General features: G+C 70.8%; 20 protein-coding genes. 12 read left to right on the forward strand and 8 right to left on the reverse strand.

The features are described 5' to 3' along the window. Positions 1 to 8: 8 nt before the first annotated feature. From J2S55_RS14345 to J2S55_RS14390, 10 genes are all read left to right on the forward strand, one after another. On the forward strand, positions 9 to 1,037 hold the full coding sequence (locus J2S55_RS14345) for an NAD-dependent epimerase/dehydratase family protein (protein WP_306860690.1): 1,029 nt from the start codon (positions 9 to 11) through the stop codon (positions 1,035 to 1,037). Between the two features lie 319 nt (positions 1,038 to 1,356). Beyond that, positions 1,357 to 2,010 carry a phytanoyl-CoA dioxygenase family protein gene (locus tag J2S55_RS14350; RefSeq protein ID WP_306860691.1) on the forward strand — a complete coding sequence of 218 codons (654 nt, stop codon included), beginning with the start codon at positions 1,357 to 1,359 and terminating at the stop codon, positions 2,008 to 2,010. A 35-nt stretch (positions 2,011 to 2,045) separates the two neighbouring features. Further along, positions 2,046 to 3,317, forward strand: coding sequence for a nucleotide disphospho-sugar-binding domain-containing protein (locus J2S55_RS14355; protein WP_306860693.1), 1,272 nt, complete (start codon positions 2,046 to 2,048; stop codon positions 3,315 to 3,317). After that, a complete protein-coding gene (locus J2S55_RS14360) occupies positions 3,314 to 4,312 on the forward strand; it encodes an SDR family NAD(P)-dependent oxidoreductase (protein ID WP_306860695.1) in 999 nt (332 codons plus the stop codon). The genes J2S55_RS14355 and J2S55_RS14360 overlap by 4 nt, the downstream gene beginning before the upstream one ends. Beyond that, positions 4,309 to 5,031 carry a class I SAM-dependent methyltransferase gene (locus J2S55_RS14365; RefSeq protein WP_306860697.1) on the forward strand — a complete coding sequence of 241 codons (723 nt, stop codon included), beginning with the start codon at positions 4,309 to 4,311 and terminating at the stop codon, positions 5,029 to 5,031. The genes J2S55_RS14360 and J2S55_RS14365 overlap by 4 nt, the downstream gene beginning before the upstream one ends. Next, entirely contained in the window at positions 5,028 to 6,029 is a 1,002-nt protein-coding gene (locus J2S55_RS14370; RefSeq protein WP_306860699.1) for an aldo/keto reductase, read from the forward strand. The genes J2S55_RS14365 and J2S55_RS14370 overlap by 4 nt, the downstream gene beginning before the upstream one ends. Continuing rightward, a complete protein-coding gene (locus J2S55_RS14375) occupies positions 6,019 to 6,720 on the forward strand; it encodes an FkbM family methyltransferase (protein WP_306860701.1) in 702 nt (233 codons plus the stop codon). The genes J2S55_RS14370 and J2S55_RS14375 overlap by 11 nt, the downstream gene beginning before the upstream one ends. Further along, positions 6,714 to 7,661, forward strand: coding sequence for a phytanoyl-CoA dioxygenase family protein (locus J2S55_RS14380; protein ID WP_306860703.1), 948 nt, complete (start codon positions 6,714 to 6,716; stop codon positions 7,659 to 7,661). Before J2S55_RS14375 ends, J2S55_RS14380 begins: the two co-directional genes overlap by 7 nt. Beyond that, complete coding sequence (locus tag J2S55_RS14385) at positions 7,658 to 8,479, forward strand: class I SAM-dependent methyltransferase (protein ID WP_306875424.1); 822 nt, start codon at positions 7,658 to 7,660, stop codon at positions 8,477 to 8,479. Before J2S55_RS14380 ends, J2S55_RS14385 begins: the two co-directional genes overlap by 4 nt. 77 nt (positions 8,480 to 8,556) lie before the next feature. Continuing rightward, positions 8,557 to 9,750: a twitch domain-containing radical SAM protein gene (locus tag J2S55_RS14390; protein ID WP_306860705.1), complete on the forward strand. Its 1,194-nt coding sequence runs from the start codon at positions 8,557 to 8,559 to the stop codon at positions 9,748 to 9,750. 100 nt (positions 9,751 to 9,850) lie between these two features. On the opposite strand, the gene J2S55_RS14395 is transcribed toward J2S55_RS14390, so the two are convergent. From J2S55_RS14395 to J2S55_RS14410, 4 genes are all read right to left on the reverse strand, one after another. Beyond that, the gene (locus J2S55_RS14395; RefSeq protein ID WP_306860707.1) at positions 9,851 to 13,654 is read right to left on the reverse strand and encodes a type I polyketide synthase; all 3,804 of its coding nucleotides are present in this window, start codon (positions 13,652 to 13,654) and stop codon (positions 9,851 to 9,853) included. Between the two features lie 47 nt (positions 13,655 to 13,701). Continuing rightward, a complete protein-coding gene (locus tag J2S55_RS14400; protein ID WP_306860709.1) occupies positions 13,702 to 14,736 on the reverse strand; it encodes a ketoacyl-ACP synthase III family protein in 1,035 nt (344 codons plus the stop codon). Between the two features lie 258 nt (positions 14,737 to 14,994). After that, positions 14,995 to 16,473 (reverse strand): multicopper oxidase family protein, encoded by a 1,479-nt coding sequence (locus J2S55_RS14405; RefSeq protein WP_306860711.1) that lies wholly within the window; start codon positions 16,471 to 16,473, stop codon positions 14,995 to 14,997. Between the two features lie 26 nt (positions 16,474 to 16,499). Continuing rightward, entirely contained in the window at positions 16,500 to 17,948 is a 1,449-nt protein-coding gene (locus tag J2S55_RS14410; RefSeq protein WP_306860713.1) for an NAD(P)/FAD-dependent oxidoreductase, read from the reverse strand. A 194-nt stretch (positions 17,949 to 18,142) separates the two neighbouring features. Here J2S55_RS14410 and J2S55_RS14415 point away from each other — a divergent pair, with 194 nt between their 5' ends. Both J2S55_RS14415 and J2S55_RS14420 read left to right on the forward strand, forming a co-directional pair. Then, on the forward strand, positions 18,143 to 19,081 hold the full coding sequence (locus J2S55_RS14415; protein WP_306860715.1) for a putative sugar O-methyltransferase: 939 nt from the start codon (positions 18,143 to 18,145) through the stop codon (positions 19,079 to 19,081). After that, positions 19,066 to 20,031 carry an NAD-dependent epimerase/dehydratase family protein gene (locus J2S55_RS14420; protein ID WP_306860716.1) on the forward strand — a complete coding sequence of 322 codons (966 nt, stop codon included), beginning with the start codon at positions 19,066 to 19,068 and terminating at the stop codon, positions 20,029 to 20,031. Before J2S55_RS14415 ends, J2S55_RS14420 begins: the two co-directional genes overlap by 16 nt. Here the strand turns inward: J2S55_RS14420 and J2S55_RS14425 are convergent. The 4 genes from J2S55_RS14425 to evdC are packed head-to-tail and all read right to left on the reverse strand — an operon-like array spanning position 19,985 to position 24,277. After that, a complete protein-coding gene (locus tag J2S55_RS14425) occupies positions 19,985 to 20,605 on the reverse strand; it encodes a dTDP-4-dehydrorhamnose 3,5-epimerase family protein (RefSeq protein WP_306860718.1) in 621 nt (206 codons plus the stop codon). The two genes, J2S55_RS14420 and J2S55_RS14425, sit on opposite strands and share 47 nt — an antisense overlap. A 6-nt stretch (positions 20,606 to 20,611) precedes the next feature. Then, a complete protein-coding gene (locus J2S55_RS14430) occupies positions 20,612 to 21,865 on the reverse strand; it encodes a methyltransferase domain-containing protein (RefSeq protein WP_370879671.1) in 1,254 nt (417 codons plus the stop codon). 14 nt (positions 21,866 to 21,879) lie between these two features. Then, positions 21,880 to 23,001, reverse strand: a complete 1,122-nt coding sequence (locus tag J2S55_RS14435) for a DegT/DnrJ/EryC1/StrS family aminotransferase (protein ID WP_306860720.1) — start codon at positions 22,999 to 23,001, stop codon at positions 21,880 to 21,882. 10 nt (positions 23,002 to 23,011) lie between these two features. Then, complete coding sequence (evdC, locus tag J2S55_RS14440) at positions 23,012 to 24,277, reverse strand: L-evernosamine nitrososynthase (RefSeq protein WP_306860722.1); 1,266 nt, start codon at positions 24,275 to 24,277, stop codon at positions 23,012 to 23,014. Between the last annotated feature and the right edge of the window lie 205 nt (positions 24,278 to 24,482).

Here is a 24,482-nt window from a genome sequence, read left to right on the forward strand (position 1 = left end):
GAGCCCGAATGACTCATTGCCTGGTGACCGGCGGAGCCGGTTTCATCGGCTCCCATCTGGTGGAGCGCCTGCTCGGGGACGGGCACGCGGTCACCGTTCTCGACGATCTCAGCGGCGGCAGCAGGGGCCGCGTTCCCGCCGGCGCCGACCTGGTCGTCGGCTCGGTGACCGACGAGGCGCTCGTCGACTCCCTGTTCGCCGAGCGCCGCTTCGACCGGGTCTTCCATTTCGCCGCGTTCGCGGCCGAGGCGATCAGCCACTCGGTCAAGAAGCTCAACTACGGCACGAACGTGATGGGCAGCATCAACCTGATCAACGCGTCGCTGCAGACGGGGGTGTCGTTCTTCTGCTTCGCCTCGTCGGTGGCGGTGTACGGCCACGGCGAGACGCCCATGCGGGAGTCCTCGACCCCGGTCCCGGCCGACAGCTACGGGAACGCCAAACACGTGGTCGAGCGCGAGCTCGAAGTGACGATGCGGCTGCAGGGGCTGCCCTTCACCGCCTTCCGCATGCACAACGTGTACGGCGAATGGCAGAACATGCGCGACCCCTACCGCAACGCGGTGGCCATCTTCTTCAACCAGATCATGCGCGGCGAGCCGATCACGGTCTACGGGGACGGCGGCCAGGTGCGGGCGTTCACCTACGTCCAGGACGTCGTGAACGTGGTGAGCCGGGCCCCGGAGACCGAACGCGCCTGGGGCCGGGCCTTCAACGTGGGTTCGGCGAGCACCAACACGGTGCTGGAGCTGGCGCAGGCCGTACGCGCCGCGGCCGGGGTGTCCGAGCACCCCATCGCGCACCTGCCGGCCCGGGACGAGGTGAAGGTGGCCTACACGGCCACGGAAGAGGCCAGGTCGGTGTTCGGGGACTGGAGCGACACGCCGTTGTCCGAGGGCCTCGCGCGGACCGCGAAGTGGGCGGCCGAAGCCGGCCCGACGGAACTGAAATCGTCCTTCGACATTGAAATCGGCGGCCATCAGGTGCCGGAATGGGCGCGGTTCGTGGAGAAACGGCTGGGCTCGGCCGGGAGTTGACTGTGGTGAAAACACTAGTCCCCTTCCCCAAATGAATGGATAGGGTCAAGTTCCATGAACCGCGGAGTAATTGCGCGCCGGACGCGGGGACCGGAGCCCTGGATAAACGGCTCCGAATATGACGGATTTCGTCATGCCGACGGCTCCGCCCAGGATTATCCGCTGAATCGGGATCCGGCGGACCGGGCCCGTGCTCTCTCCGCGCCGTTCCCACACGCCAGGCGCATTCTCAGACCCGGGGCGCCGGAGGGCACGGACGCCCCGGCGTGCGACACCGTCACCGTCCGCCGAAGGGATTGACCAAACGATGAGCCCGGTGGTGCGAGACCATAGCCGGCAGGTCCTGCGGTTCCGCGAAGACGGCTTCGTCTGCGCCGGACCCGTGTTCGACGACGACGTGGTGCGGCGGCTCAGAGCGGGCGCGGAGAGGCTGATCTCCCGCTTCACGGAGCAGGGACACGTCTCCGACGACTACTGGAACTACGAGGTCGACGGGGAACCCCCGGTGCTGTACCGCATCCACAACCTTGAGAAGCAGGACTGGCCGGAGGCCGAGCTGCTGTTCCGGGCGGAGTTGAGCGACCTCGCCGCCGAGTTCATCGGTTCCCCCGCCGTCCCGACGGCTTTCGCGCTGGTGCTCAAGGAGCCGTACCGGGCGGCCGGGGTGCCCTGGCACCGGGACCGCGCCGACGTCGCGCCCCACACGGTGTGCAACCTGAGCGTCTGCCTGGACACGGCGGGCCCGGAGAACGGGTGCCTGGAGGGGGTCCCCGGTTCGCACCTGCTGCCGGACGACGCGGACGTCGTGTCGGTACGGGACGGCGGCCCCAGGACGCCGATCGCCGTGCAGGAGGGTGACGTCGTCGTGCACGACGTCCGACTCGTGCACGGGTCGGGACCGAACCCCACCGAGAAGTGGCGCAGAACGATCGTCATCGAGTTCGCGGACCCCGAGATGTCCCTCACGTCCTGACCGTCCGGCCATCGAACACCGCCAGAAGGGATCTCATGAGGGTTCTGTTCACCGTGTCCAACTGGGCCGGGCATTACATGTGCATGGTGCCCCTGGCGTGGGCGTTCCGCGCGGCCGGGCACGAGGTCCGGGTGGCGTGCCCACCGCAGCAGGTGCAGGGGGTCGCCTCGACGGGGCTGATGCCCGTGTCGGTGCTCGACGCACCCGACATGATGGAGAGCGCCCGGCTGGCCTTCTACGTCCAGGCGCTCTACACCCCGCAGCAGACTCCCGAGGTGCCGCTGCCGCTGCACCCGTTCACGGGGGAGGCGCTCGCCTCGCTCCGCGACTTCGACACGAGCCTGCTGGACGACTTCTGGAAGGACACGGTCACCTCGATCCAGCGCAGCTACGACGGCGCCGTGAACTTCGCCGCCGCCTGGCGCCCCGATCTGGTGGTGCACGACATCATGGCGGTGGAGGGCGCGCTGATCGGCGCGCTCCACGACGTGCCCAGCGTCTACTTCTCGCCGGGCTTCATCGGCACGATCGAGACCGAGCCGGGGCTCGACCTCGTGGCCAACGACCCCCTCTCGTGCTTCGAGAAGTACGGCGTGGACTGGACCCGCCACAAGATCAAATATGCGGTGGACCCCTCTCCGGACGTGGCCGTCCCCCCGATGGGCGACGCGCTGCGCATCCCCATCAGATACCAGCCCTACAACGGGGCGCAGGATCTGGACCCCTGGATGTTCGGTCCCGCGAAGGGGAAACGGATCTGCCTGGTCTGGGGCAACTCGGCGACGGGCGTCTTCGGCGAGCAGCTCCCCGCGCTGCACCACGCGATCGACTCCGCCGCCCAGCACGGCGCGGAGGTCGTGCTCACCGCGGCCCTGTCGGAGGTGGAGCGCCTCGGCCCGCTCCCGCCGAACGTGCGGGTGCTGCGCAACTGCCCGCTCGAACTGATCCTGCCGAGCTGTGACCTGCTCATCCACCACGGCAGTGCCAACTGCTACATGAACGGGCTCGTGATGGGCATCCCGCAGCTGTCCCTGGCCCTCAACTACGACGGGCGGATCTACGGCAGGCGGCTCGACCCGTTCGGGGCGACCAAGACGTTGCCCGGCCTGACGGCCACCCGGGAGGAGATCGACAAGGCCCTCGCCGCCGTGCTGTTCGATCAGCAGTACGGCCGGGAGGCCGCCGTCATGCGTGACTCCCTCGCCACGGCGCCGACCGCCACGCAGGTGGCCGACCTGCTCATCAGGCTCGCGGCGACGGGCGGACTGACCGGCGAGGACGTCGCCGAGCTTGCGGCCGCCCGATGACGGCCACGACCATGGAAGGCGCGCGGGTCGTCGTCACGGGCGGCGCCGGCTTCATCGGGTCCCACCTCTGCGAATCGCTGATCGCCCAGGGCTGCTCGGTGATCTGCGTGGACAACATGTCCACCGGCGATCCGGAGAACCTCGCGGAGGTCGAGCGCTCGCCGCGGTTCCGGCTGGTCCAGGCGGACGTCACCGAGCCGTTCACCGTCGACCAGCCGGTCGACCACGTCGTGCACCTCGCCTCGCCGGCCTCGCCGCTCGACTACCTCCGCATGCCGCTGGAGACGCTGCGCGTGGGTTCGGCGGGCACGGAGAACGCCCTGCGGGTGGCGGTGGCGCACCGGGCGCGTTTCGTGCTCGCCTCGACGTCGGAGGTCTACGGCGACCCCGCGCAGCACCCCCAACTGGAGTCGTACTGGGGCAACGTGAACCCGGTGGGCCCACGCGCCGTGTACGACGAGGCCAAACGCTACGCCGAGGCGCTGACGGCCGCCTACCGCCGCACGCTCGGCGCCGACACGGCCATCGCCCGGCTGTTCAACAGCTTCGGGCCGAGGATGCGCCGCAACGACGGCCGTATCGTGCCGACCTTCATCGACCAGGCCCTGACCGGCAGGCCGCTGACCATCAACGGCTCCGGCGAGCAGACCAGATCTCTGTGCTACGTGGACGACACGGTCAGGGGCCTGCTGGCCCTGATGTGCAGCTCGGTGCCCGGACCGGTCAACATCGGCGCCACCCAGGAGCTCTCCGTGCGCGAGATCGCCGAGCTGATCGCCCGGGAGGTCGGGGTCGAGCTCCGCACCGTGTCCCAGTGCCTGCCGGTCGACGAGCCGGGCCGGCGCTGCCCCGACATCGAGGCGGCCAGGACCCAGCTCGGCTGGAAACCGGAGATGCACGTCGCCGAAGGGCTGCGCCGGACCCTTGAATGGTGGTCGACAGCCTACGCCGGAGGGACACCCAGCCGGATGGACACCGCGAGTGAGGTCGTATGAGCAACGTGAAGCAGACGTCGAAGAAGCCCCCGCTGCAGAGCATGGGTGATCTCAACTGGGTGTGGGAGTGGAGCTCGCCGGAGGAGATGCAGATCCAGCTCGCCGGCACCCAGCCGAGGGACGAATACCTGCGGGACCGCGTCGACCGGGCGGACTGGGTGGCCGAGCGGTTGGGGCTGACCCCGGAGGAGGAGATCTTCGAGATCGGCAGCGGCGAGGGGATCATGGCGAAGGTGCTCGCCCCCCGGGTGCGCAGCGTGCTCTGCACCGACGTCAGCCAGTCGTTCCTCGCCAAGGCGCGCGTCACCTGCCGGGACCACGCCAACGTCTCCTACCACCACATCGAGAACGACTTCCTGGAGAAGCTGCCCACGGCCGGCTTCGACGCGGGGTTCTCGCTCAACGTCTTCATCCACTTCAACGTCTTCGAGATCTACCTCTATCTCCGCGAGATCAGGCGGATCCTGCGGCCCGGCGGCCGCTTCGGCTTCAACTTCGTGGACCTCGGCGAGGTGACGCGCGACTTCTTCCACCACTACGCGGAGCGCTACCGCGAGGCCAACCCGGTGGAGTTCAAGGGCTTCCTGACCTGGCACGGGGCCGACCTCATCGTCAAGATCGCCAAGGAGGCGGGGCTGACCCCCCTTCTCGACGAGTTCGTCGACGAGCAGGGTGTCGGCTTCCTGGTCCTGCGGCGCGACGAGGAGCCCGCCGCGTGAAGCACCGCTCTCTCGGCGCGGACGGTCCTCCGGTCTCCTCGATCTGCCTGGGCACCTGGGCGCTCAGCGGCCTGTGGGGCGGGCGGATCGAGCCCGGCGTGGAAGCCGTGCGCCGCGCCTTCGACCTGGGCGTGAACTTCTTCGACACCGCCCACGCGTACGGCGGCGGCGCCGCCGAGGCCGCGCTCGCCCGGGGGCTGGGCGACCTGCTGCGCGGCCGCCGCGCGGAGGTGGTGATCTCGACGAAGGGCGGCCTGGAGACCCGCGGGAACACCGTCGTCCGCAACAGCGACCCCGCCTTCCTGCGTGCCAACCTCACCGACAGCCTGCGCACCCTGGGGACCGACTACGTGGACGTGTTCTTCGTCCACTGGCCCGACCCGACCGTCCCGCTGGCGGAGACCGCAGGCGTGCTGACGGACTTCGTCAAGGAGGGCCTGGTACGGCACGCGGGGGTCTCCAACTTCTCGGTGGCGGAGATGACCGAGTTCGCCGCGGCCGCTCCCGCGGACGTCGCGCAGGTCCCCTTCAGCCTGCTCGCCCGTGGCGCCGAGCGGGACGTCCTGCCCCACTGCCGGGACGCGGGGGTGGGGATCATGGGCTGGTCGGCGCTCGCCCACGGCCTGCTGACCGGCGCGCTGCGGCCGGACCACTCCTTCGCCCACGACGACTGGCGCGCCTACTCCCCGATGTTCAAGGGGGAGCGGTTCGCCCGGCTGCTGAAGCTGGTGGACCTCCTGGCGGCCTTCGCCGCCGAACGCGGCTGCACCGTGGCCCAGCTCGCGCTGGCGTGGGTGCTCAGCCACCCCGCGGGGGTGGTGCCCGTCATCGGGGCCCAGTTCCCCGAGCACATCGAGGACAGCGTGAAGGCGGTGGAGGTCCGGCTCACCGAGGCGGACCTGGCGGAGCTCGACCGCCTGGTGGCGGGCGCACCGTCGGTGGGGCCGGAGGCCGGGCCGCCGAGCAGGACCGGGGACGGTGGCGGACATGCGGCCTGAGGCGGGACTCGCCGGGATGAACGACTGGTACGACGAGCTCACCGTGCAGATCATCGAACGGGTCTGCTCCCCGACCGCCAACACCGTCGACATCGGCGCCGGCGGCGGGGACATCCTCGCGCATCTCCTCCGTGCCGCGCCGCGGGGCCGGCACTTCGCCGTGGAGCCGCTCCCCGAGCTCGCCGACCGCCTCGACCGGGAGTTCCCCGGCGTCACCGTGGTGCGGGCCGCGGCCTCGGACCGGACGGGACGGGACGGCTTCGTGCACGTGCTCTCCAACCCCGGCTACAGCGGGCTGCGGCGCAGGCCCTACGACCGGGAGAACGAGACCCTGGAGGACATCGTCGTCGACACCGTGCGGCTGGACGAGGTCGTCCCCGCCGACGTGCGCGTCGACCTGATCAAGATCGACGTGGAGGGCGGGGAGGTGGTCGCCCTGCGTGGCGCCGCCGAGCTGCTGCGCCGCTGCCGCCCGGTCGTCGTCTTCGAGCACGGCGGCGACCGCACCATGCGGGAGTACGGCACGACCAGTGCCGACCTGTGGGCGCTGCTGGTCACGGAACTGGATTACGGACTGCACACCCTCCCCGGGTGGCTGGAGCGCTCGCCCGCCCTCGACGCCGGGGACTTCGCCGCCGCCCTGCGGGAGCAGTGGTATTTCGTCGCGGACCAGAGAGGCCAGGCATGGTGAACCCGAATACCGCGGCACGGCCGGAGGACACCGTCCTGCCCGAGTGCCACATCCGGGAGACAGGCGTGCTCCCCGAGCACCTGACCGCGTTCCGGCGGCAGGGGGTGCTGGCGCTGCGCGGCCTGCTCGACCCCGTCGAGTTGGAGGCCGTGCAGGAGGCCGCCGGGTCGCTGATCGACGACGCGTGGCGCACCCGGTCCATGACCGACACCATCTGGACCCAGGAGCCCGACCACCCCGACGCGGCCCCGGTCCGGATCGAGTACGTGGTCGACAAGTCCCCGGTGATCGCCCGGCTGGCGGGCCATCCGCTCCTGCTGCGCGTGATGGAGGCCCTGGTCGGGCCCAACCTCATCCCCACCTGGGACAGCATGGTGTTCAAGACCACGGCGGGCGCGCCCCGGCTGTCCTGGCACCGCGACGGCGAGATGTACGCCGACGCGGTGGGCGTCACCGGGGCGGGCCGGGTGATCGACGTCGGCGTCTACCTCGACCCGGCGCCGGAGGACAACTGCGTCTGGTGCATCCCGCAGTCCAACTACTGGGACGACGACCGGATCACCGCGACCGCCGAGCGGCTCAACGCCAGCGAATGGGACACCACGGGCGCGATCCCGGCGGTGATGCGGCCGGGTGACGTGCTCCTGCACAACATCCTGACCCTGCACGGCGCCCCGGCCGTGCAGGGCAAGCAGCGGCGGGTCGTCTACTTCGAGTATCGGCCGGCGGAGGTGGAGTGGCAGCTCGGCCCGCACGTCCCCGAATACGTCGGCCGCAAGCAGCAGGTGCTGCGCTCCTGCGTCGAGCAGCGCGCGGCGGCGCACGAGCACCGGGACGAGGAGCCCTTCGACTACTGCCCGGCCGAGCCGTTCCGGCACTGGGTGGGCCGCCCCGACCTCACCACGCTCCGCTTCCCCCACGAGGAGAACTGGCGTTGGTGAACCTACTGAACCGGGTGCCCGGCCTGTTCGGCGGCTCGCGGGCCGGCGCGGCGGAACGCTCCCTGGAGGAGGTCATGGCCGAGCGGTTCCGGGAGCGGGTCGACCCCCGGCCGGGCGACTGGGCCTACGCCCACCTGCTCGATCTGCGCCAGGCGCTCGCCGAGACGTTGCGCGACGCCTCCGGCCTCTGGCTCGACTACGGCGCGGGCACCGCCCCCTACCGGGATCTGTTCTCCGCGGCGGAGGTGCGGACGGCCGACTTCCCCGACGGGGAGGCGTACCGGGCCGACCACGCGCTCGACCCCGACGGCCGCTGCCCCGTCCCGGACGGGACGTTCGACGGCGTGCTGTCCACCCAGGTCCTGGAGCACGTCACCGATCCGGACCAGTACCTGCGCGAGGTGTTCCGGCTGCTGCGACCCGGCGGGCGGCTGGTGCTGTCGACCCACGGCGTGTGGGAGGAGCACGGCGGCCAGGACCTGTGGCGCTGGACCGCGGACGGCCTGGCCGTCCAGGCCGAGCGGGCGGGGTTCGCGGTCGACCGGACGACGAAGCTGACATGCGGCCCGCGCGGGCTGCTGCTCCTGCTCCGCCGGCACGGGCGCGAGCACGGCTGGCCCGGGGGCGGCGCCGTCGGGCTGGCGCTGGGCGCCCTGTGGTGGATCGACCGCCTCCGGCCGCGGGCGGTCGACGACTACCTCCAGAACGCCTTCGCCGGCCTCGGCCGCAGCGAGGGACCGGCCGAGCCGTTCTACCTGGACATCCTGCTCGTCGCCAGGAAGCCCCCGGCGCGGGCCGCGGAGCCGGGCGACAGTTGAGCTTCCCCCCGGCCGGCGGCGGGAGCCGTCGGCCGTCCCGTTGGAGTCGAATCCACCTGACCGGTTAGGGCACTGACATGACGAACGGCGAGGCAGCCGCGGGGAGCATGTGCGTGCTCCCCTGGATCCATCTGTGCGCGTCCATCGACGGCGTCTACGGCCGGTGCTGCGTGGACGACGCGATGTACCACAACGAGCTGTACGAGCAGCAGGACGAGCCGGAGTTCACGCTCAAGGAGGACGCGATCGGCTGCTCGCCCCGGTCCCGGTACGCGCGGGACAACCCGGACCGGGTCATGGGGGTGGAGGAGGCGTTCAACAGCCCCAACATGAAGCGGACCCGGCTGGCCATGCTCGCCGGGGAGCGGGTGGCCGCGTGCTCGTACTGCTACCACCGGGAGGACCGCGGCGCCCTGTCGTACCGGCAGGAGATCAACGAGCGCTTCCGGGACACGGTCGACTTCGACGCGCTGGCCGCCCGCACCGCGGCGGACGGCACGGTCGAGGACTTCCCGTTCTTCCTGGACATCCGGTTCGGCAACACCTGCAGCCTGCGCTGCGTGATGTGCACCTATCCGGTGAGCTCGGGATGGGGGGCCAAGAAGCGCCCGCCGTGGTCGTCGGCGGTGATCGACCCGTACCGCGACGACGAGGAGCTGTGGAAGACGCTGCGGGAGAACGCCCACCTGATCCGCCGCCTCTACTTCGCCGGCGGCGAGCCGTTCATGCAGCCGGGGCACTTCGCGCTGCTCGACCTGCTGGTCGAGACCGGGAACGCCGGCAACGTGGACATCGTCTACAACTCCAACCTCACGGTCCTGCCCGAGTCGGTCTTCCCGAAGTTCCGGCACTTCAAGAGCGTCGGGATCGGCGCGTCCTGCGACGGCGTCGGCGAGGTCTTCGAGAAGATCCGGACGGGCGCCGACTGGGAGACCTTCGTCGGGAACGTGCGCCGCGCCAAGACCGAGGTGAAGCTGTGGCTGCAGGTGGCGCCCCAGCGGGACAACGTGTGGGGGCTGCGGGACCTGCTGGCGTTCGCCCGGGACGAGGGTCTGGACATCGACCTGGCCAACGTCGTGCAGTGGCCCGCCGATTTCTCGGTGACCAACCTGCCGGAGGCGGAGAAGGCGGCCGCCACCGACGAGCTGACCTCCCTCGTCGAGTGGTGCGCCGGCCTCGGCTGGGACAAACCCGCCGAGGACCTGCGGGCGCTGCGGACGTTCATGAACGCCGCCGATCCCACCGTCCTGGCCCACGAGGGAACGGTGTGAGCACGGCGGTCCGGGACTCCGGCCGCGGCCGGTGAGCCGCTGAACGGGAGGGCCGTCCGGCCCTCCCGTTCCCGTTTCTCCGTGGCTCCCGTTTCTCCGGCTAGGAGGACGCCGCGGTCCCGGTCAGCAGCCCGACCAGGTGGTCGGCGATCGCGGTGACGGTGGGCCGCTGCCAGAACACGGTGGCGGGCAGGCTGTGCCCCAGGCGCTTCTCCAGCCGCCGCCGGATCACCACCGTCATGACGGAGTCGAGCCCCTGCTCGGCGAGCGGGCGCCGGAGATGCAGGTCCGCCACGGGCAGTCTCATCTCCTTGGCGATCTGGCCGCGGACCTCCTCCAGGACGCGCTCGCGCAGCAGTTCGGGCGGCAGGTCCGCGAACGACATGACCTCCTCCGCCGCTCCCGGCCCGTCGTCGGTGACGGCCGCCGGCGGCTGTTCGATCACGGGGTAGCGCAGGCCGGGAAGGCTCGCCAGCACCCGGCCCGCCTCGTCGGCGACCAGGGCGTCGACCGTGTCCGGCCGCTCGGGGTCGGGCACGACCTCGACGAGCACCGCCTCCGGCGGCAGGCCGGACACGGCCACCTCGTCGATGTGCACCACCATGCGCAGCAGCGGGATCCCGGGGAAGGCCGCCGGCGCTATGGACATGACCGCGTCCAGCACCGGCGCCCAGGTGGTCGTGTCCGCCGACCGCACGCGCGCCCGCAGGGCGCCGTTGCCCGACAGCAGCTCCTCGACGGTCCAGTCGAACCCGGTCGACGGCACGCCGACCTCGGCCAGCCGCCGGTGCACCAGGCCGGGGTCGGCCGGCTCCAGGCGGTACTCCCCCGGGTCCACCAGCGACCGCGTCCCGGCCGCGGCCGTCTCCGCGACCGTGGCGTCGGTGTGGACGAGCCAGTCGGGGTCCTCGCCGACGTCGTCGCCGACCGTCCGCGACGCGAGGCGTACGGCGGCGCCGTCGTGCACGACCTGGATCTCCCTGCGGCCGGCCGTCATCAGCGGGTGCCGCATCGCCACGTCGGTCAGCACCGGCGGCGTGCCGTCGCGCGAGGCCGCGTCGAGGAAGGTGGCCACGAGCACGGCGGCCGGGACGATCTCCACGCCGTTGAGCGCGTGGCTCCCCGGGTAGGGGCGGTTGGCGTCGTTGAGGACGGTCCGCCACACCCGCAGCGGGCTCCCGGCGATGCCGCTCCTGGCGCCCAGCAGGGTGGCGGACGCCACGTCGTGACCGCGTCCTCCGGCTCCGGCCCGCCGGGCGGGCCGGTGCCAGTGCTTGCGGTGCCGCCAGGGGTAGACCGGCAGCGTGGCCAGTCCCCCCTCCGGGTGCAGGGCCCGCCAGTCGACGCCGATCCCGTTGCAGTGCGCGCCGGCCAGGCCGGCGAGGAAGGCGCGGAGCTCCGGGGCGTTCCTGCGCAGCGTCGCGCCGACGAAGAAGTCCTCGGAGCCGATCTCGGCCAGCGTCTCGTGGATCGAGTGCGTCACCACCGGGTGCGGCGAGATCTCGACGAACGCGCGGTGGCCGTCGCCGGCCGCCGCGGTGACGGCGGCGGCCAGGCGCACCGGGTTGCGGAGGTTCGCCGCCCAGTAGGCGCCGTCGGCCGTCATCGCCGCGCGCGGGTCGTCCAGGGCGGTGGTGTAGATCGGGATGCGCGGGCTCCGCGGTGTGAGGCCGGCCGCGGCGGCCGCCAGGTCGGCGAGCAGCGGGTCCATGTGCGGGCTGTGGAAGGCCACGTCGGAGGCGACCCTGCGCACCCCGACGCCCTCGGCCGACCACCGCTCGATCAACGCCTCGATCGCGTCCTGGCCCCCGGAGACCACCGTCGAGACCGGTGAGGAGGCGATCGCGGCCACCAGGTCGTCGTGGTCGCCCAGCCGCGCGGCGGCCTCCGCGAACGGCAGGGTGACCATCGCCATCGCGCCCTTGCCCGAGGCCCGGCGCAGCAGCGACGAGCGGCGGCAGATCAGCCGGGCGCCCTCCTCCACCGTCAGGATCCCCGCGGTGACGGCCGCCGGGATCTCCCCCACCGAGTGTCCGATCACGGCGTCCGGGGACACCCCGCGGGAGCGCCAGAGCTCGGCGAGCCCGAGCTGCATCGCGAAGATCATGGCCTGGACCCGGTCGACCTCGTCGAAGTCCCCGTCGAGGATCGCCTGCCGGGGGGAGAAGCCGATCTCCTCCAGGAAGATCGGTTCCAGGGCGTCGATCACCCCGGCGAACGCCGGCTCGGAGGCCAGCAGTTCCCGTCCCATACCGGACCACTGTGAGCCGTGCCCGGAGAAGACCCAGACCAGCTTCGCGTCCTGCGTGACGGGCGACCCGGTGACGGCGCCGTCCGCCGGCTCGCCGGCGGCCAGCCCGCGGAGCGCCGCGACGAGCCCGTCGCGGTCGGCGGCCACGGCGACCGCCCGGTGGGTGAGATGCGACCGGCGCAGGGCCAGGGTGTGCCCGGCGGAGGCCAGGTCGCCGCCCCGCGCGACGTGGTCGGCCAGCGCCCCCGCCCGGTCCCGCAGCGCGCTCTCCGAACCGGCCGACAGCGGGAAGAGCGTCTCGGTCCGGAGCGGGCCCGCCGGGCGCGGCGCCTGCCGTACCGGGGCCTGTTCGAGCAGTACGTGGGAGACGGTCCCGCCGTAGCCGAAGCCGGACACCCCGGCGCGGCGCGGATGCGCCCGCTCGGGCCACGGCGTGTGCCCGGTCACCAGGCGCAGCCCCAGCCGGTCCCACTCGATGGCGGGATTGGCCTCGGTGACCAGCAGGTTGGACGGGATCTCCGCGTGGTCCAGTGCGAGGATCGCCTTGATGACCCCGGCGATGCCGGCGGCGCCCTCCAGGTGGCCGATGTTCGACTTCACCGAGCCGATCAGGCACGGCTCCTCGCGGTCCCGCCCGTACACGGCGCCGATCGCCGCCGCCTCCATCGGGTCGCCGAGCGGGGTCCCGGTGCCGTGCGCCTCGACGTAGCCGACCGTGCCCGGCTCGACCCCCGCCGAGCGCAGGGCCCCGGCCATGACGTGCTCCTGCGCCTGGCCGCACGGCGCCATGATCCCGTTGGTCCAGCCGTCCTGGTTGACCGCGCTGCCACGCACCACGGCCAGCACCCGGTCGCCGTCGCGCTCGGCGTCGGCCAGCAGCTTCAGCACCACGACCCCGCAGCCCTCGCCGCGGCCGTACCCGTCGGCTGTGGCGTCGAACGACTTGCTCCGGCCGTCGGGCGCCAGGGCGCCCGCGGCGCCCAGCGTGAGCGACTGCCCCGGCGAGACGAGCAGGTTCACCCCGCCGGCCAGCGCGAGCGTGCTCTCCCCCAGCCGCAGGCTCTGCGCGGCCAGGTGCAGGGCCACCAGCGACGCCGAGCAGGCGGTGTCCACGGTGAGGCTCGGTCCGCGCAGGTCGAGCGCGTGGGAGACGCGGTTGGAGACGGCGCAGGTCGCGGCGCCGATGCCGGTCCAGGCGTCGATGCTCGGCAGGTCCTCCAACTGGCGGCCGCCGTAGTCGTAGGTGCAGACGCCGGCGAAGACACCCGTGTCGGTCCCGGCCAGATCCTCGGGCGGGATGCCCGCGTGCTCCAGCGCCTGCCACGCCACCTCCAGCAGGATCCGCTGCTGCGGGTCCATCAGCTCGGCCTCGCGCGGGGAGATCCTGAAGAACTCCGCGTCGAAGCCGTCGATCTCGGTCAGGAAGTTCCCCGCCCGGATCACCCGCCGCAGGGCGGCCTCGAACTCGGGGCCCAGCTCGCGGTAGCCGTCCCAGCGCTCCGGCGGCACCTCGCCCGTGGTGTTGCCGCCGCGGGCCAGCAGCTCCCAGAACTCCTCGGGTGAGTTGACGTCTCCGGGAAGGCGGCAGCCGATTCCGATCACGGCGACCGGCTGGGGGGCCGCCGGGGGCGGCTGGAGTCCCTTGAGTTCCACGAGCATCCTCTGCTGTCGGATTTCTGAACGGATGAGGCCCTGGGGCGTCACTTCTCCCACGCCGGCGACTCCAGGACCTGGACGATCACGCAGGACACGACGAGGCCGGGCGCGGTGCCGAGCATCAACATGTGGTCGCCCGGTCCCAGCTCGCCCGTGCGGACCAGGTGCTCGAAGGACAGGATGTGGTCGCTCGCGCCGCAGTGCCCGATGGTCCGGCCGAACTCCCAGGTCGAGCGGGTCATCGGCAGGCCCCAGGCGGCCATGACGCGCTGCTCGACGACCTCCCTGGAGTAGTTCATGAAGGCGACCCGCGTGATGTCGCCGATCTCGATGCCCGACTCCTCCAGGGCTTGGTCGACCAGGGCAGTCGTGTGCTCGGGCATCGTGGCCATCGCCACCGACGCCGGGCTCCGGGTGGCGAACTGCTGCCCGATCCGGGCGCTGAAGTCGGTGGGGCGTCCCCGGGTGATGCTCGGCGGGAACAGCGGCTCGTCACCGCGGTGCAGCGCCTCCGCCTCCGGGATCGTCCTCGAACACACCGACCGGAGCCGCGCGAACCCGGGCCGCTTGGTCAGGACCAGCGCGCAGGCGGCGTCCCCGCCGATGAAGCCGGGCCCCATCCGCCAGCGGTCGATCAGCGGCGTGCCGTAGTTGTCGGCGGCGACGAGCAGCGCGCCGGTGCGCTCGGGTACGGCCAGCAGATGGCTCGCCGCCAGCTCCATCGCGCTGAACAGGCCGTTGCACCCCTGGCGGATCTCCAGCGCCAGCAGGTCGCCGCCCACCAGGTGCCGCTGCAGGTAGGAGTGCGGCGGCCAGCCGTCCGGGCCCTGGTGCCAGGTGCTGGCGTACAGCAGCAGATCGAAATCCAGGGGAGAACCGCCCCACCGCTTGACCGCCTGCTGCGCGGCGCGCAGCGCCATTTCCGGGGGCGGTATCTCACCCGCGACCGCCGCGCCGCCCAGCTCGTGCGACTTCACGTCCTCCGCGGGGTAGAGACCGCGCTCGACGGCCCATTCGACATTCACGGTCGGCGGGACGAAGGCTCCCAGGGCGCTGATGAACACATTCGGTGTACGCACGGATCAATCTTTCCAATCTCTATGCGGCCCCTTTCGGCGCGTGTTAACCCTATAATCTGAAATGAAAAACCGATTTAGGAATTCACCTAGGAATTCCTGTCCGCCAGATTTACGGACGTTTGTATGAGGCTTTCACGCGGCCCGCGGCGGTCGCGCGCGGGCCGCGGCGCCGCTGACATGCCGCAGGCCCGGGTCTTCGCGGTGAAGACCCGGGCCGGGGCGTGCGGCGGCGCCACGTCCCTGGGATCCGTCCAAGGATCAGGGAACGATCTCCATCTGGGCCATCATGCCCAGCGCCGAGTGCTCCAGATAATGGCAGTGATACATGTACCGCCCCGTATAAGGCGTCCGGAAGGTCATCTGGATGCGCACCGTCCCTCTCGGCGGGAGATACACGGTGTCCTTGAGCCCGGCGTCCTCGGGGAGCGGCGGGCCGCCGTCCCTGCTCAGCACCTGGAACTGCACCAGGTGCATGTGGAAGGGGTGGTCGAAGGGGATCGGTGTCACGTCCGCGTTGACGATCTCCCAGATCTCCGTGGCGCCCTGCTTGACCTGCAGGTCCACCCGGTCCGGGTCGAACGGCCTGCCGTTGACCAGGCCGACCGGCGGCCTGGCCGACATGTCGAAGCTCATCGACACCTGACGCTCGACCGTGGCGGCGCCGAGCGCGGGCAGCGGGACCAGCTCGGCGGGCACGCTGCTGCGATCCCGTCCGTGCGCGGCCGACACGTCGAAGCGCAGGATCGGGTTCTCCCCCTCGTACAGGTACAGCGGGCTGTCGTCCAGCCGCCCGGAGAAGTCCACCACGATCTCCACCCGCTCACCGGAGGAGATCACCAGCTCCTCCCGTGACACCGGCGCGGGGAGCAGCCCCCCGTCCGAGGCGATCTTCGTCATCGGCACGCCGCCCATGTTCAGCCGGAAGACGTGCTTGAGGGAGGCGTTGAGCAGCCGGAACCGGTATTTGCGCGCGGCGACCGGGAAGTACGGCTGCGCCTTGCCGTTGGCCAGGACGGTCGTCCGGTTGTCGGGGTGGCCGAAGACCAGGGCGCCCTTCTCGTCGAACTGGGCGTTGCGCAGCATGATGGGCACGTCGTACTTGCCGCTGGGCAGGTTGAGGCGTTTCTCCGCCTTGTCGTGGATCAGGTAGAAGCCGTGCAGGCCGCGGTAGACGTGGTCGGCCTCCAGGCCGTGCGTGTGGTCGTGGTACCACAACGTCGCGCCGCGCTGCGTGTTCGGGTAGTCGTACACCCGGGTCGCCCCGGGTGCGATGAGGTCCATGGGATGGCCGTCGTTGGCCGCCGACACGTGGCCGCCGTGCAGGTGCACGTTGGTCAGCTGGTCCAGCTCGTTGACGAAGGCGACCTTCACCGGGCGGCCCGCCCTGGCCCGGATGGTCGGGCCGACGAACTGCCCGCCGTAGGTGAGCGCGGGGGTGCGCAGGCCGGGGATGATGTCCACCTCCGCCGCCCGGATGGGCAACGTGTAGGTGTCCACGCCCCCCGTCGTCCGCGAGGGCCTGAGCACGGGCGGCACGGGCATCCGCTCGGTGAACGGGGTGAAGGTCACGTGCGTGGCGCCCACCGTGCCGGCGGAGGGCTGTGGCACGTGGCCGCCGTGGTGCCCCTGGTGCCCGATCCCGGACAGGGCCGTCGGGGTGTCCCCAAGGAAGCGCAGCACTGCGCCACCGCCCAACGCGGTGACGCCGAACGCGAGTAAGCGCCGTCGGTTCAGCATGTGAGTTCCTACCGGGGGTCGGGGCTTCAGCTCAGCGGCCGGGTCCGCCCGATGCCCAGCGTGGGGCTGGTCCTCAGGTACAGGCCGGTGGTGGAGTCGAACAGGTCGTGGGCGTCGAGCTTGCCGGGCGCCTCGCTGACGGGCGCGTTCAACGTGTTGGCCGAGGCCATGAGGCGGGCCTGCTCGGCGGCGAGGAACAGCTGCTGGACCGAGTTGTCCTGATCCGCGGTGGGCTGGGCGATGCCCTCGTGCCGGCCCTCCGCGGCGTCGTCCATGTCGGCGATCCCGGCGACGAGCTGGGCGAACGCCCTCGCCCCGTCGACCTTCTCGTACTCGGTGTCGGCCCTGTCGTGCACCAGCGCGTCGGCCAGCCCGAAGTAGGACTCCTTGCCCGCCTGCTGCTGGTAGACGCCCGCGACCAGGGTGAACAGGCGCTCGTAGGCGTTGCGGTAGAGGGACTCGTAGAAGGCGCGGGCCTCCTCCTCGCTGACGTCGCCGTTGAGCGTGCCCATGATGGACGCGGCGGCGAGCATGCCGCTGTAGAGCGCCAGGTGCACGCCGGTGGACAGCAGCGGGTCGAGGAAGCAGGCGCTGTCGCCCGCGGCGAAGTATCCGGGCCCGCAGAAGCTGTCGGCGACGTAGGAGAAGTCCTGCTCGACCCGGACGCCGGGCTGGTAGGTCCCGTTCTTGAGCAGGTCGCGCACCGAGGGCGACTCCTCGACCAGCGACGCGAGCATCGCTTCGAGGGACTCGTGCGCCTTGCGCCGCTCCAGGAACCGCGTCTGGTGGGTGACGAACCCGACGCTGTAGCGGTCGCCGCGCAGCGGGATCACCCAGTACCAGCCGTCAGGGGCCGAGATCACGTTGATGCCGCCGGCCGGGGAGCCGGGGAGCAGCGACCCGCCCTGCCAGTAGCCCCAGATGGCGACGTTCTTGAACGTCTCGGTCGGACGGCGGTTCTTGAAGTGCTGCGAGGGGATCAGCCCGGCGCGCCCCGACGCGTCGACCACGAAGTCGAACTCGGTGGTGCGCAGCTCGCCGGACTCGGGATCGGCCCACTCGGCCGCGACGGCGCGGTCGCCGTCGAACAGCACCCTCTTCACCGTGGCGCCCTGGACGATCTCGGCGCCCTGTTTCGCGGCGTTGTTCAGCAGGACGTGGTCGAATTCGTCGCGATCGACCTGCCAGGACCGCACACCGGGACCGAAGATCTTCGACCAGTCGATCGCCCAGTCCTCCTTGCCCCAGCGCAGCATCACGCCGTTCTTCTCGGTGTAGCCGCAGGCGTCGACCTCGTCCAGCGCACCCACGTAATCGACGATCGTCCGGCACGAGGAGGCGATGGACTCGCCGATGTGGTAGCGGGGGAACGTCTCCTTCTCCAGCAATCGCACCGACAGACCCGCTCTGGCGAGCAGGGCCGCGGCGGTCGATCCGGCCGGGCCTCCGCCGATGACCAAGACTGTGCTGGGCATTGAGCTCCGATCATAAAGTTCGCAACGGCCTGAATGGCGCGGGCTACGTGAATAGACGCCCACTCTACGTGTCGCCGAAAATTGGGATCAATAACCCGTGAAAGGTCTAGTAGAACCGCTAGTGCGGCGCCATCACCCTAGGTCGGACCGGCGACGATTGCTATCGTTGGCCCTCCATCCCGTAAGGAAAACCAATGGACGACGAGTATGGCCGGAGCCCGCTCTGGGAACGGTACGGCAGGACCAAAGTGACGAAGGAGGCCGTCGCCGACCTGGCCAACTTCAAGTCCAACGAGGTGAACTTCAAAATGGCCCTCTGGGATCCAGGGGTCAATGGCGTGAGGTATCTGAAGACCTTGGTCTTCAATCTGAGCGCCGGCCTGAGCGAGGCCAACCGGGCCAGGCTCCGCAGAATTCACAACCGTGAAGTGGGAAATCCCATCGCCGTCAGATACGACGGTGAAACGATCTGCATGGACTATTTACAGGCCGTGTTCGAGGTGGAGTTCCTGGCCGGCCACCTCGACCTGGACGGATCGGCGGTCCTGGAGATCGGCGCGGGGTACGGCCGGACCTGCCACGCGATCATGTCCAACCACGATCTCGCCTCCTACCACATAGTCGATCTGGAGAACTCGATCCAGCTCTGCCGGGCCTACCTGGGGACGGTGCTGGAGGAGGAGCGGTTCGCGAGGATCCACTTCCACTCCGTGGACGAGGCGGGCGGAGTCGACGCCCTGTTCCGGGACCTGAGTTTCGACCTGTGCATCAACATCGACTCGTTCGCCGAGATGAACGCGCGGACGGTACGCGCCTACCTCGACCGCATCGCGGTGACCTGCCGCCACCTCTACGTGAACAATCCGGTCGGGAAGTATCTGGACAAGAGCCTGGACGGCCACTCCCAGGGGGACGAAGTCGTCGCCCTGGCGCTGAGCACCGGGCCGCTGCGGGACGTCATCGACATCCACGACAACCGCGCGGTCGAGGCGCAGTCGCGCAAGTTCGTCACCGCCTACAGGCCGGGCGACGGCTGGCGGTGCGTCGCCGAGGGCCGGTCCGTTCCGTGGACCTACTACTGGCAGGCGCTCTACCGCAACGACAGAGGCGTCGGCGGATGGCCCGGCCGCTGATCACGGTGCTCGGCGCCTCGGGGTTCGTGGGCTCCGCCGTTCTGGCGGCGCTCGCCGAGCGCCCGGTCAGCGTGCGGGCCGTCTCTCGCAGGCCGGCCGCGGTGCCCGCCGCCGGTCCGGCCGAGTTCGAGGTGCGCACGGCCGACCTCACCGACGCCGAGAGCCTCGCGGAGGCGGTGGCCGGGTCCGACGCGGTGATCCATCTCGTGCTCGACGCCTCCGGCTGGCGCGGGGCCGACGACGACTCCGCGACCGCGCGGGTGAACGTGGACGTGATGCGCGACCTCGTCGGGTGCCTGCGGGCGGGCCGTGGGGGACGTCCCCCGGTGGTCGTGTCCGCCGGTTCGGTCTCCCAGGTGGGTCCGCCGCCCAGGTCACCGATCGACGGCACCGAGCCCGACCGTCCCCAGACCTCCTACGACCGCCAGAAGCAGTCGGCGGAGGGCCTGCTCAAACGCGCCTCGCACGCGGGGACCGTCCGCGGCGTCTCCCTGCGGTTGCCCACGGTGTTCGGCGACGGCCCCGACCGGGGCGTGCTGGCGACGATGGCACGCCGCGCACTGGCCGGTGAGGCGCTCACCATGTGGCATGACGGCACGGTCGAGAGAGAGCTGCTCTACGTCCACGACGTGGCCGACGCCTTCGTCGCGGCACTCGACCACGCGGACGCCCTGGCCGGCGGGCACTGGCTCCTCGGGCGCGGCCGGGGCGAACGGATCGGCGACGTCTTCCGGACCATCGCCGGCCTCGTGTCCGCGCATACGGAGCGCCCGCCGGTCCCGGTCGTCTCCGTCCCGCCGCCCGCGGACGCCCGGCGGACCGACTTCCACAGCGTGGTGGTCGACTCGTCGGCGTTCCGCGCGGTCACGGGGTGGCGGCCCCGGGTGCCGCTGCGCGAGGCCCTCACCCGCATGGTGCGCGCCCTGGCCGGAAGCCCGCCTCGATCTTGACGCACGTCCGGTAGTCCGGCAGCAGGCCGGCGGCCAGGGCCTGGTCGAGGCGGGGCGCCGTCCGGTCCCGGTCGGACAGGACGGGCTCGACGTCCTCGGGGATGGGCAGGTTCAGCGCGGGGTCGAACGGCGACAGCGCCAGCTCGTTCTCCGGCACGTACTCCTGGGACAGGGTGTAGGACATCATGCTGTCGTCCTCCAGCGCGACGAACAGGTGGCCGACGCCCACCGGGAGGTAGAGCGAGCGGCGGTCCCGGGAGTCGAGGACGACGGCGTCCCACCGCCCGAACGTGGGGGACCCGACCCGCACGTCGACGACCATGTCGAGCACCCTGCCCCGCGGGCAGTGGACGTGCTTGGCGGTGCCGGGTGGCGCCGCCGTGAAGTGCAGGCCCCGGACCACGCCCCGGCGGGAGACGCTGTAGCTGAGCTGCCGCGCCGGGAACAGCGGGTATCCGACCGTCTCGACGAACGCCGACTCCTCGTACGGTGACAGGAAGACCCCCCGGTGGTCCGGGAAGACGGTCGGGGTGAAGGCGAACGCGCCCTCGACCGCCAGCTCGCGTGCGTGCATGTCGGCTCAGCTCTCCACGTGAACCCTGGGAACGTAGAGGATCCACCGGCCACCGGCCCTGCGGAACTCCTGCTCCTTGGCCATGATCTCGTCCGCGTGGTTCCAGGCGAACAGCAGCGCGTAGTCGGCGGCGGAGGCGGAGAACGCCTCTGCCGGCCGGACCGGGATGTGCGCCCCGGGGGTCAGCCGGCCCTGCTTCGTCGGCGTCGTGTCGCAGACCCACGAAACCAGCTCGGGTCCGATGCCGCAGAAGTTGGTCACGGTCGCGCTCTTGGCGGTCGCGCCGTAGGCGACGACCCGCTTCCCCTCCGCCTTCAGCCGCCGGAGCAGGGCGAGCAGGTCGTCGCGGATGCCGTTGACGTCGGCCGCGAAACGGCCCAGCCGCTCCGGGCTCGCGACGCGGCGGTCCTCCTCCTCGGCGATCAGCCGGGCGACGCTTCCGGCGGGCCTGCGGGCCCCGGCCCGCGCGATCGTGTAGCGCACCTCGCCACCGTGCACCGGCAGCCGCTCCACGTCGACCAGCTCGAACCCGAAGCGCCCGGCCATCGCCTGCACCGAGCGCGCGGTGAAGAAGAAGAAGTGCTCGTCGTAGATCTGGTCGAACGACGTCTTCTCCAGGATGTCCCCCAGGTAGGGGTCCTCGAAGACGAAGACGCCGTCGGGGGCGAGCAGCGCGTCGACCCCCTGGAAGACAGACTTCAGGTAGGGGATGTGGCAGATCGTGTTGGCCGCGTAGATGACGTCGGCCGGGCCCTCGGCCGCACGGACCTCGACCGCGGTCGACTCCTCGAAGAAGTCGCCACGCACCCGCAGGCCGCCCGCCCTGGCCACGTCGGCCACCTTCCCGGACGGCTCGAACCCCAGGTGCCGGACGCCGGCCTCGTGGATGGTCCGCAGCAGCACCCCGTCGTTGGAGCCGATCTCGACCATGAAGGGATCGGGCCCGGTCAGCTCGGTCTCCAGAAAGCGGCGCGCGGTGTGCGCGAAGTGTTTCTGCATCACCGACGACCCGGACGAGTAATACGGGTAGTCCTCGTGGAACATCTTCTCCCGCGGGACCTCCTCCATCAGCTGGACCATCGTGCACGCCTCGCACACGCCGACCGAGAGATGGAAGAAGAACTCCCCGGCCAGGTCCGGCTCGCTGAGGAATCGGTCGGAGAGCGGCTGGCGGCCGAGGTCGAGGAACTCCACGACGGTGCCCTCGCACACCCGGCACGTGCCCGTGGGCCGTGTCCCTCCAGCAGCAGCAGACATCATGATCTCCTTAACCGTCAGAGTGTCGCCAGCACCTCGCGCAGCGCGCCGATCACCTTGTCCTGGAGGTCGATCGGCATCGAGGGGTACATGGGGAGAGAGAAGATTTCCTTCGCCAGCCGTTCGGTGACGGGCAGTGAGCCGTCCGCGTATCCGAGACGCGAGAAACCCGTCATGGTGTGAACCGGCCAGGGGTAGCTGATGTTCAGCAGAATATCGTGATTCTTGAGCTGTTCGATGATTCTGTCGCGCTGTGGATGGCGCACCACGTAGAGGTAATAGACGTGTTCGTTTCCGGCGGTCACCGGCGGCAGCACGAGACCGGTCGATCCGATGACGTCGCGCAATCCCTCGGCATAACGGGCGGCCACCGCGCGGCGGCCCGCGATGTAATCGTCGAGGCGCCGGAGTTTCCGCCGCAAAATCTCCGCCTGCACCTCGTCCAGACGGCAGTTGTGACCGGGCGTCTGGACGACGTAATAAACTCTGTCCATTCCGTAATAGCGCAGCTGCCGCAGGCTCCGCTCGACGGCCGGGTCGCCGGTCACGACCGCGCCGCCGTCCCCGTAGGCGCCCAGCACCTTGGTGGGGTAGAAGGAGAACATGGCGGCGGTGCCCATCGTGCCGGCGGTCCGGCCGTGGTGGCGGGCGCCGTGCGCCTGGGCGCAGTCCTCCAGGACGGACAGGCCGTGCTCGGCGGCCAGCCTTTCGAGCGGGGCCATCTCCACGCACTGGCCGTACAGGTGCACCGGGAGCAGCACCTTGGTCCGCGCGGTGATCGCGTCGGCCACCAGGCCGGAGTCCATCAGGTAGTCGTCCTCGCGCACGTCGACGAAGACCGGCGTGGCGCCCACGGCGTCGATCGCCAGGACCGTCGGGGCCGCCGTGTTGGAGACGGTGATCACCTCGTCGCCGGGGCCGACGCCCAGCGCCTGCAGGGCCAGCTTGATGGCGTTGGTGCCGTTGTCCACCCCCACGCAGTGGGGCATGCCGTGGTAGGCGGCGAATTCCTCCTCGAAGCGCCGGACGCTCTCGCCGAGCACGAGGTTTCCGGACTCGAAAACCGTCTCCACCGCGTCGAGGAGATCGGTCCGCTCCTTTTCGTATTCCGGCAGATAGTCCCACACTCGAATAGCCATGTTCGCCTCCCTACGACGGAGCCTGGGAGCGGAGGGCCCGGACGCTCATGTAGTCGTTGTCCTGGTCGAGGTCCAGGGCCTGACCGCTCAGGTAGTCGACGCCGTCGACGTAGCTGTACGGCTGCATGAACGAGCCCGCCCGCACGTCCCGGTAAAGGCGCGCCAACGGGTGGTCGCCCGAATAGGAAAGGCCGCCGACCATCGTGAGGCAGTCGTTGACGACCCGCATGGACAGCTCGTTGACCGTCATCTTGGCGTACTGGAACGGCGTCATCATGCGCCGCCCGCGCTCGTCGAGATCCCCGGTCAGGTCGTCGGAGAGGGCGTCGGCGTTGAGCAGCGCGGCGCCGGCCGCCGTCCGCAGGGCGTAGAGCCGGGCGTCCGTCTCGGCGATGAGGGTGCGCGCCGCGGCGGGGACGCCCGACGACCGGCGGGCGCAGATGCCGACCGCGATGTCCCGGGCCGCCTGGGCGGCGCCGGCGTAGATCCCCAGCATGGTGATCGAGCTGACCGTCTGCCCGGCCAGTACGGCGTCGCGGCGCGCGCCGACCTCGCCGCGGTCGAGGATGTCCGTCGCCGGGACGGGACACCTGTCGAAGACGATGTCGAGCGTGCCGGAGGCCCGCATCCCGAGGCCGTCCCAGTTGTCCAGCACCGTGAGCCCGGGGGTGTCGCGGTGCACGACGGGCACGGCCAGCGTCCCCGGCCCCTCCTCGGCCCGCTTCAGCGCGTGCACGAAGAAGTGCGTGGCGATCGGCGCCATGCTCACCAGGGTCTTGCGGCCCGACAGCAGCCAGCCGCCCGACCCGTCGGGGGTCAGCTCGGTGACCGCGCCCGGAGCGTCCTTCAGCCCGCCGCAGACGGCCGCCTCGCCCGTCGCCATCGACCGCAGCAACCGCTCGGCCAGTTCCCGGACGTGCGCGGGGCCGTGGCGCCATTCGTAGGTCAGCGTGAGCCCGCGGCTCAACTGCACGTGCAGCGCCAACGCCGTCGAGGCGTCGGCCTCGGCGAGCGCGACCAGCCCCACCGCCACGTCGTACATCTTGCCGACGCCGAGACCGCCCAGTTCCTTGGGCACGGTCGCGCCCATCAGACCGGTCTTGGCGAAACCCTCGAAGGTCTCGACGGGGAAGGTTCCGGCCCGGTCGTTGCCACCGGCCTCGTCCCGGATCCGCGAGTCGAAACCGGTCAGCAGGCCGACCATGGTCCGGCCCTCCGGCGTGATCGGTGCCCGTAAATCTACCGCCGCCCACGAATGCACGGTCTCAGTTGACATTGCGCGTTTCCGTTTCCGCAGTTCCGACCCGGCCCATGTCGAGCCGTCACGACGCCCTCGACACAGGGAACCACAAAATATATGAAAGATGGTTAGCGGGAAGGCTTCAAAGCGGGGATGATCAAGAAGTCTAGGCGAATCCCTCGATCTAATCGGGCTCCGGGATCTGCATTGTGTGGCCGCAGCTCGGTCGGATATATATTCA

Source organism: Streptosporangium brasiliense (assembly GCF_030811595.1).
Classification (GTDB): domain Bacteria; phylum Actinomycetota; class Actinomycetes; order Streptosporangiales; family Streptosporangiaceae; genus Streptosporangium; species Streptosporangium brasiliense.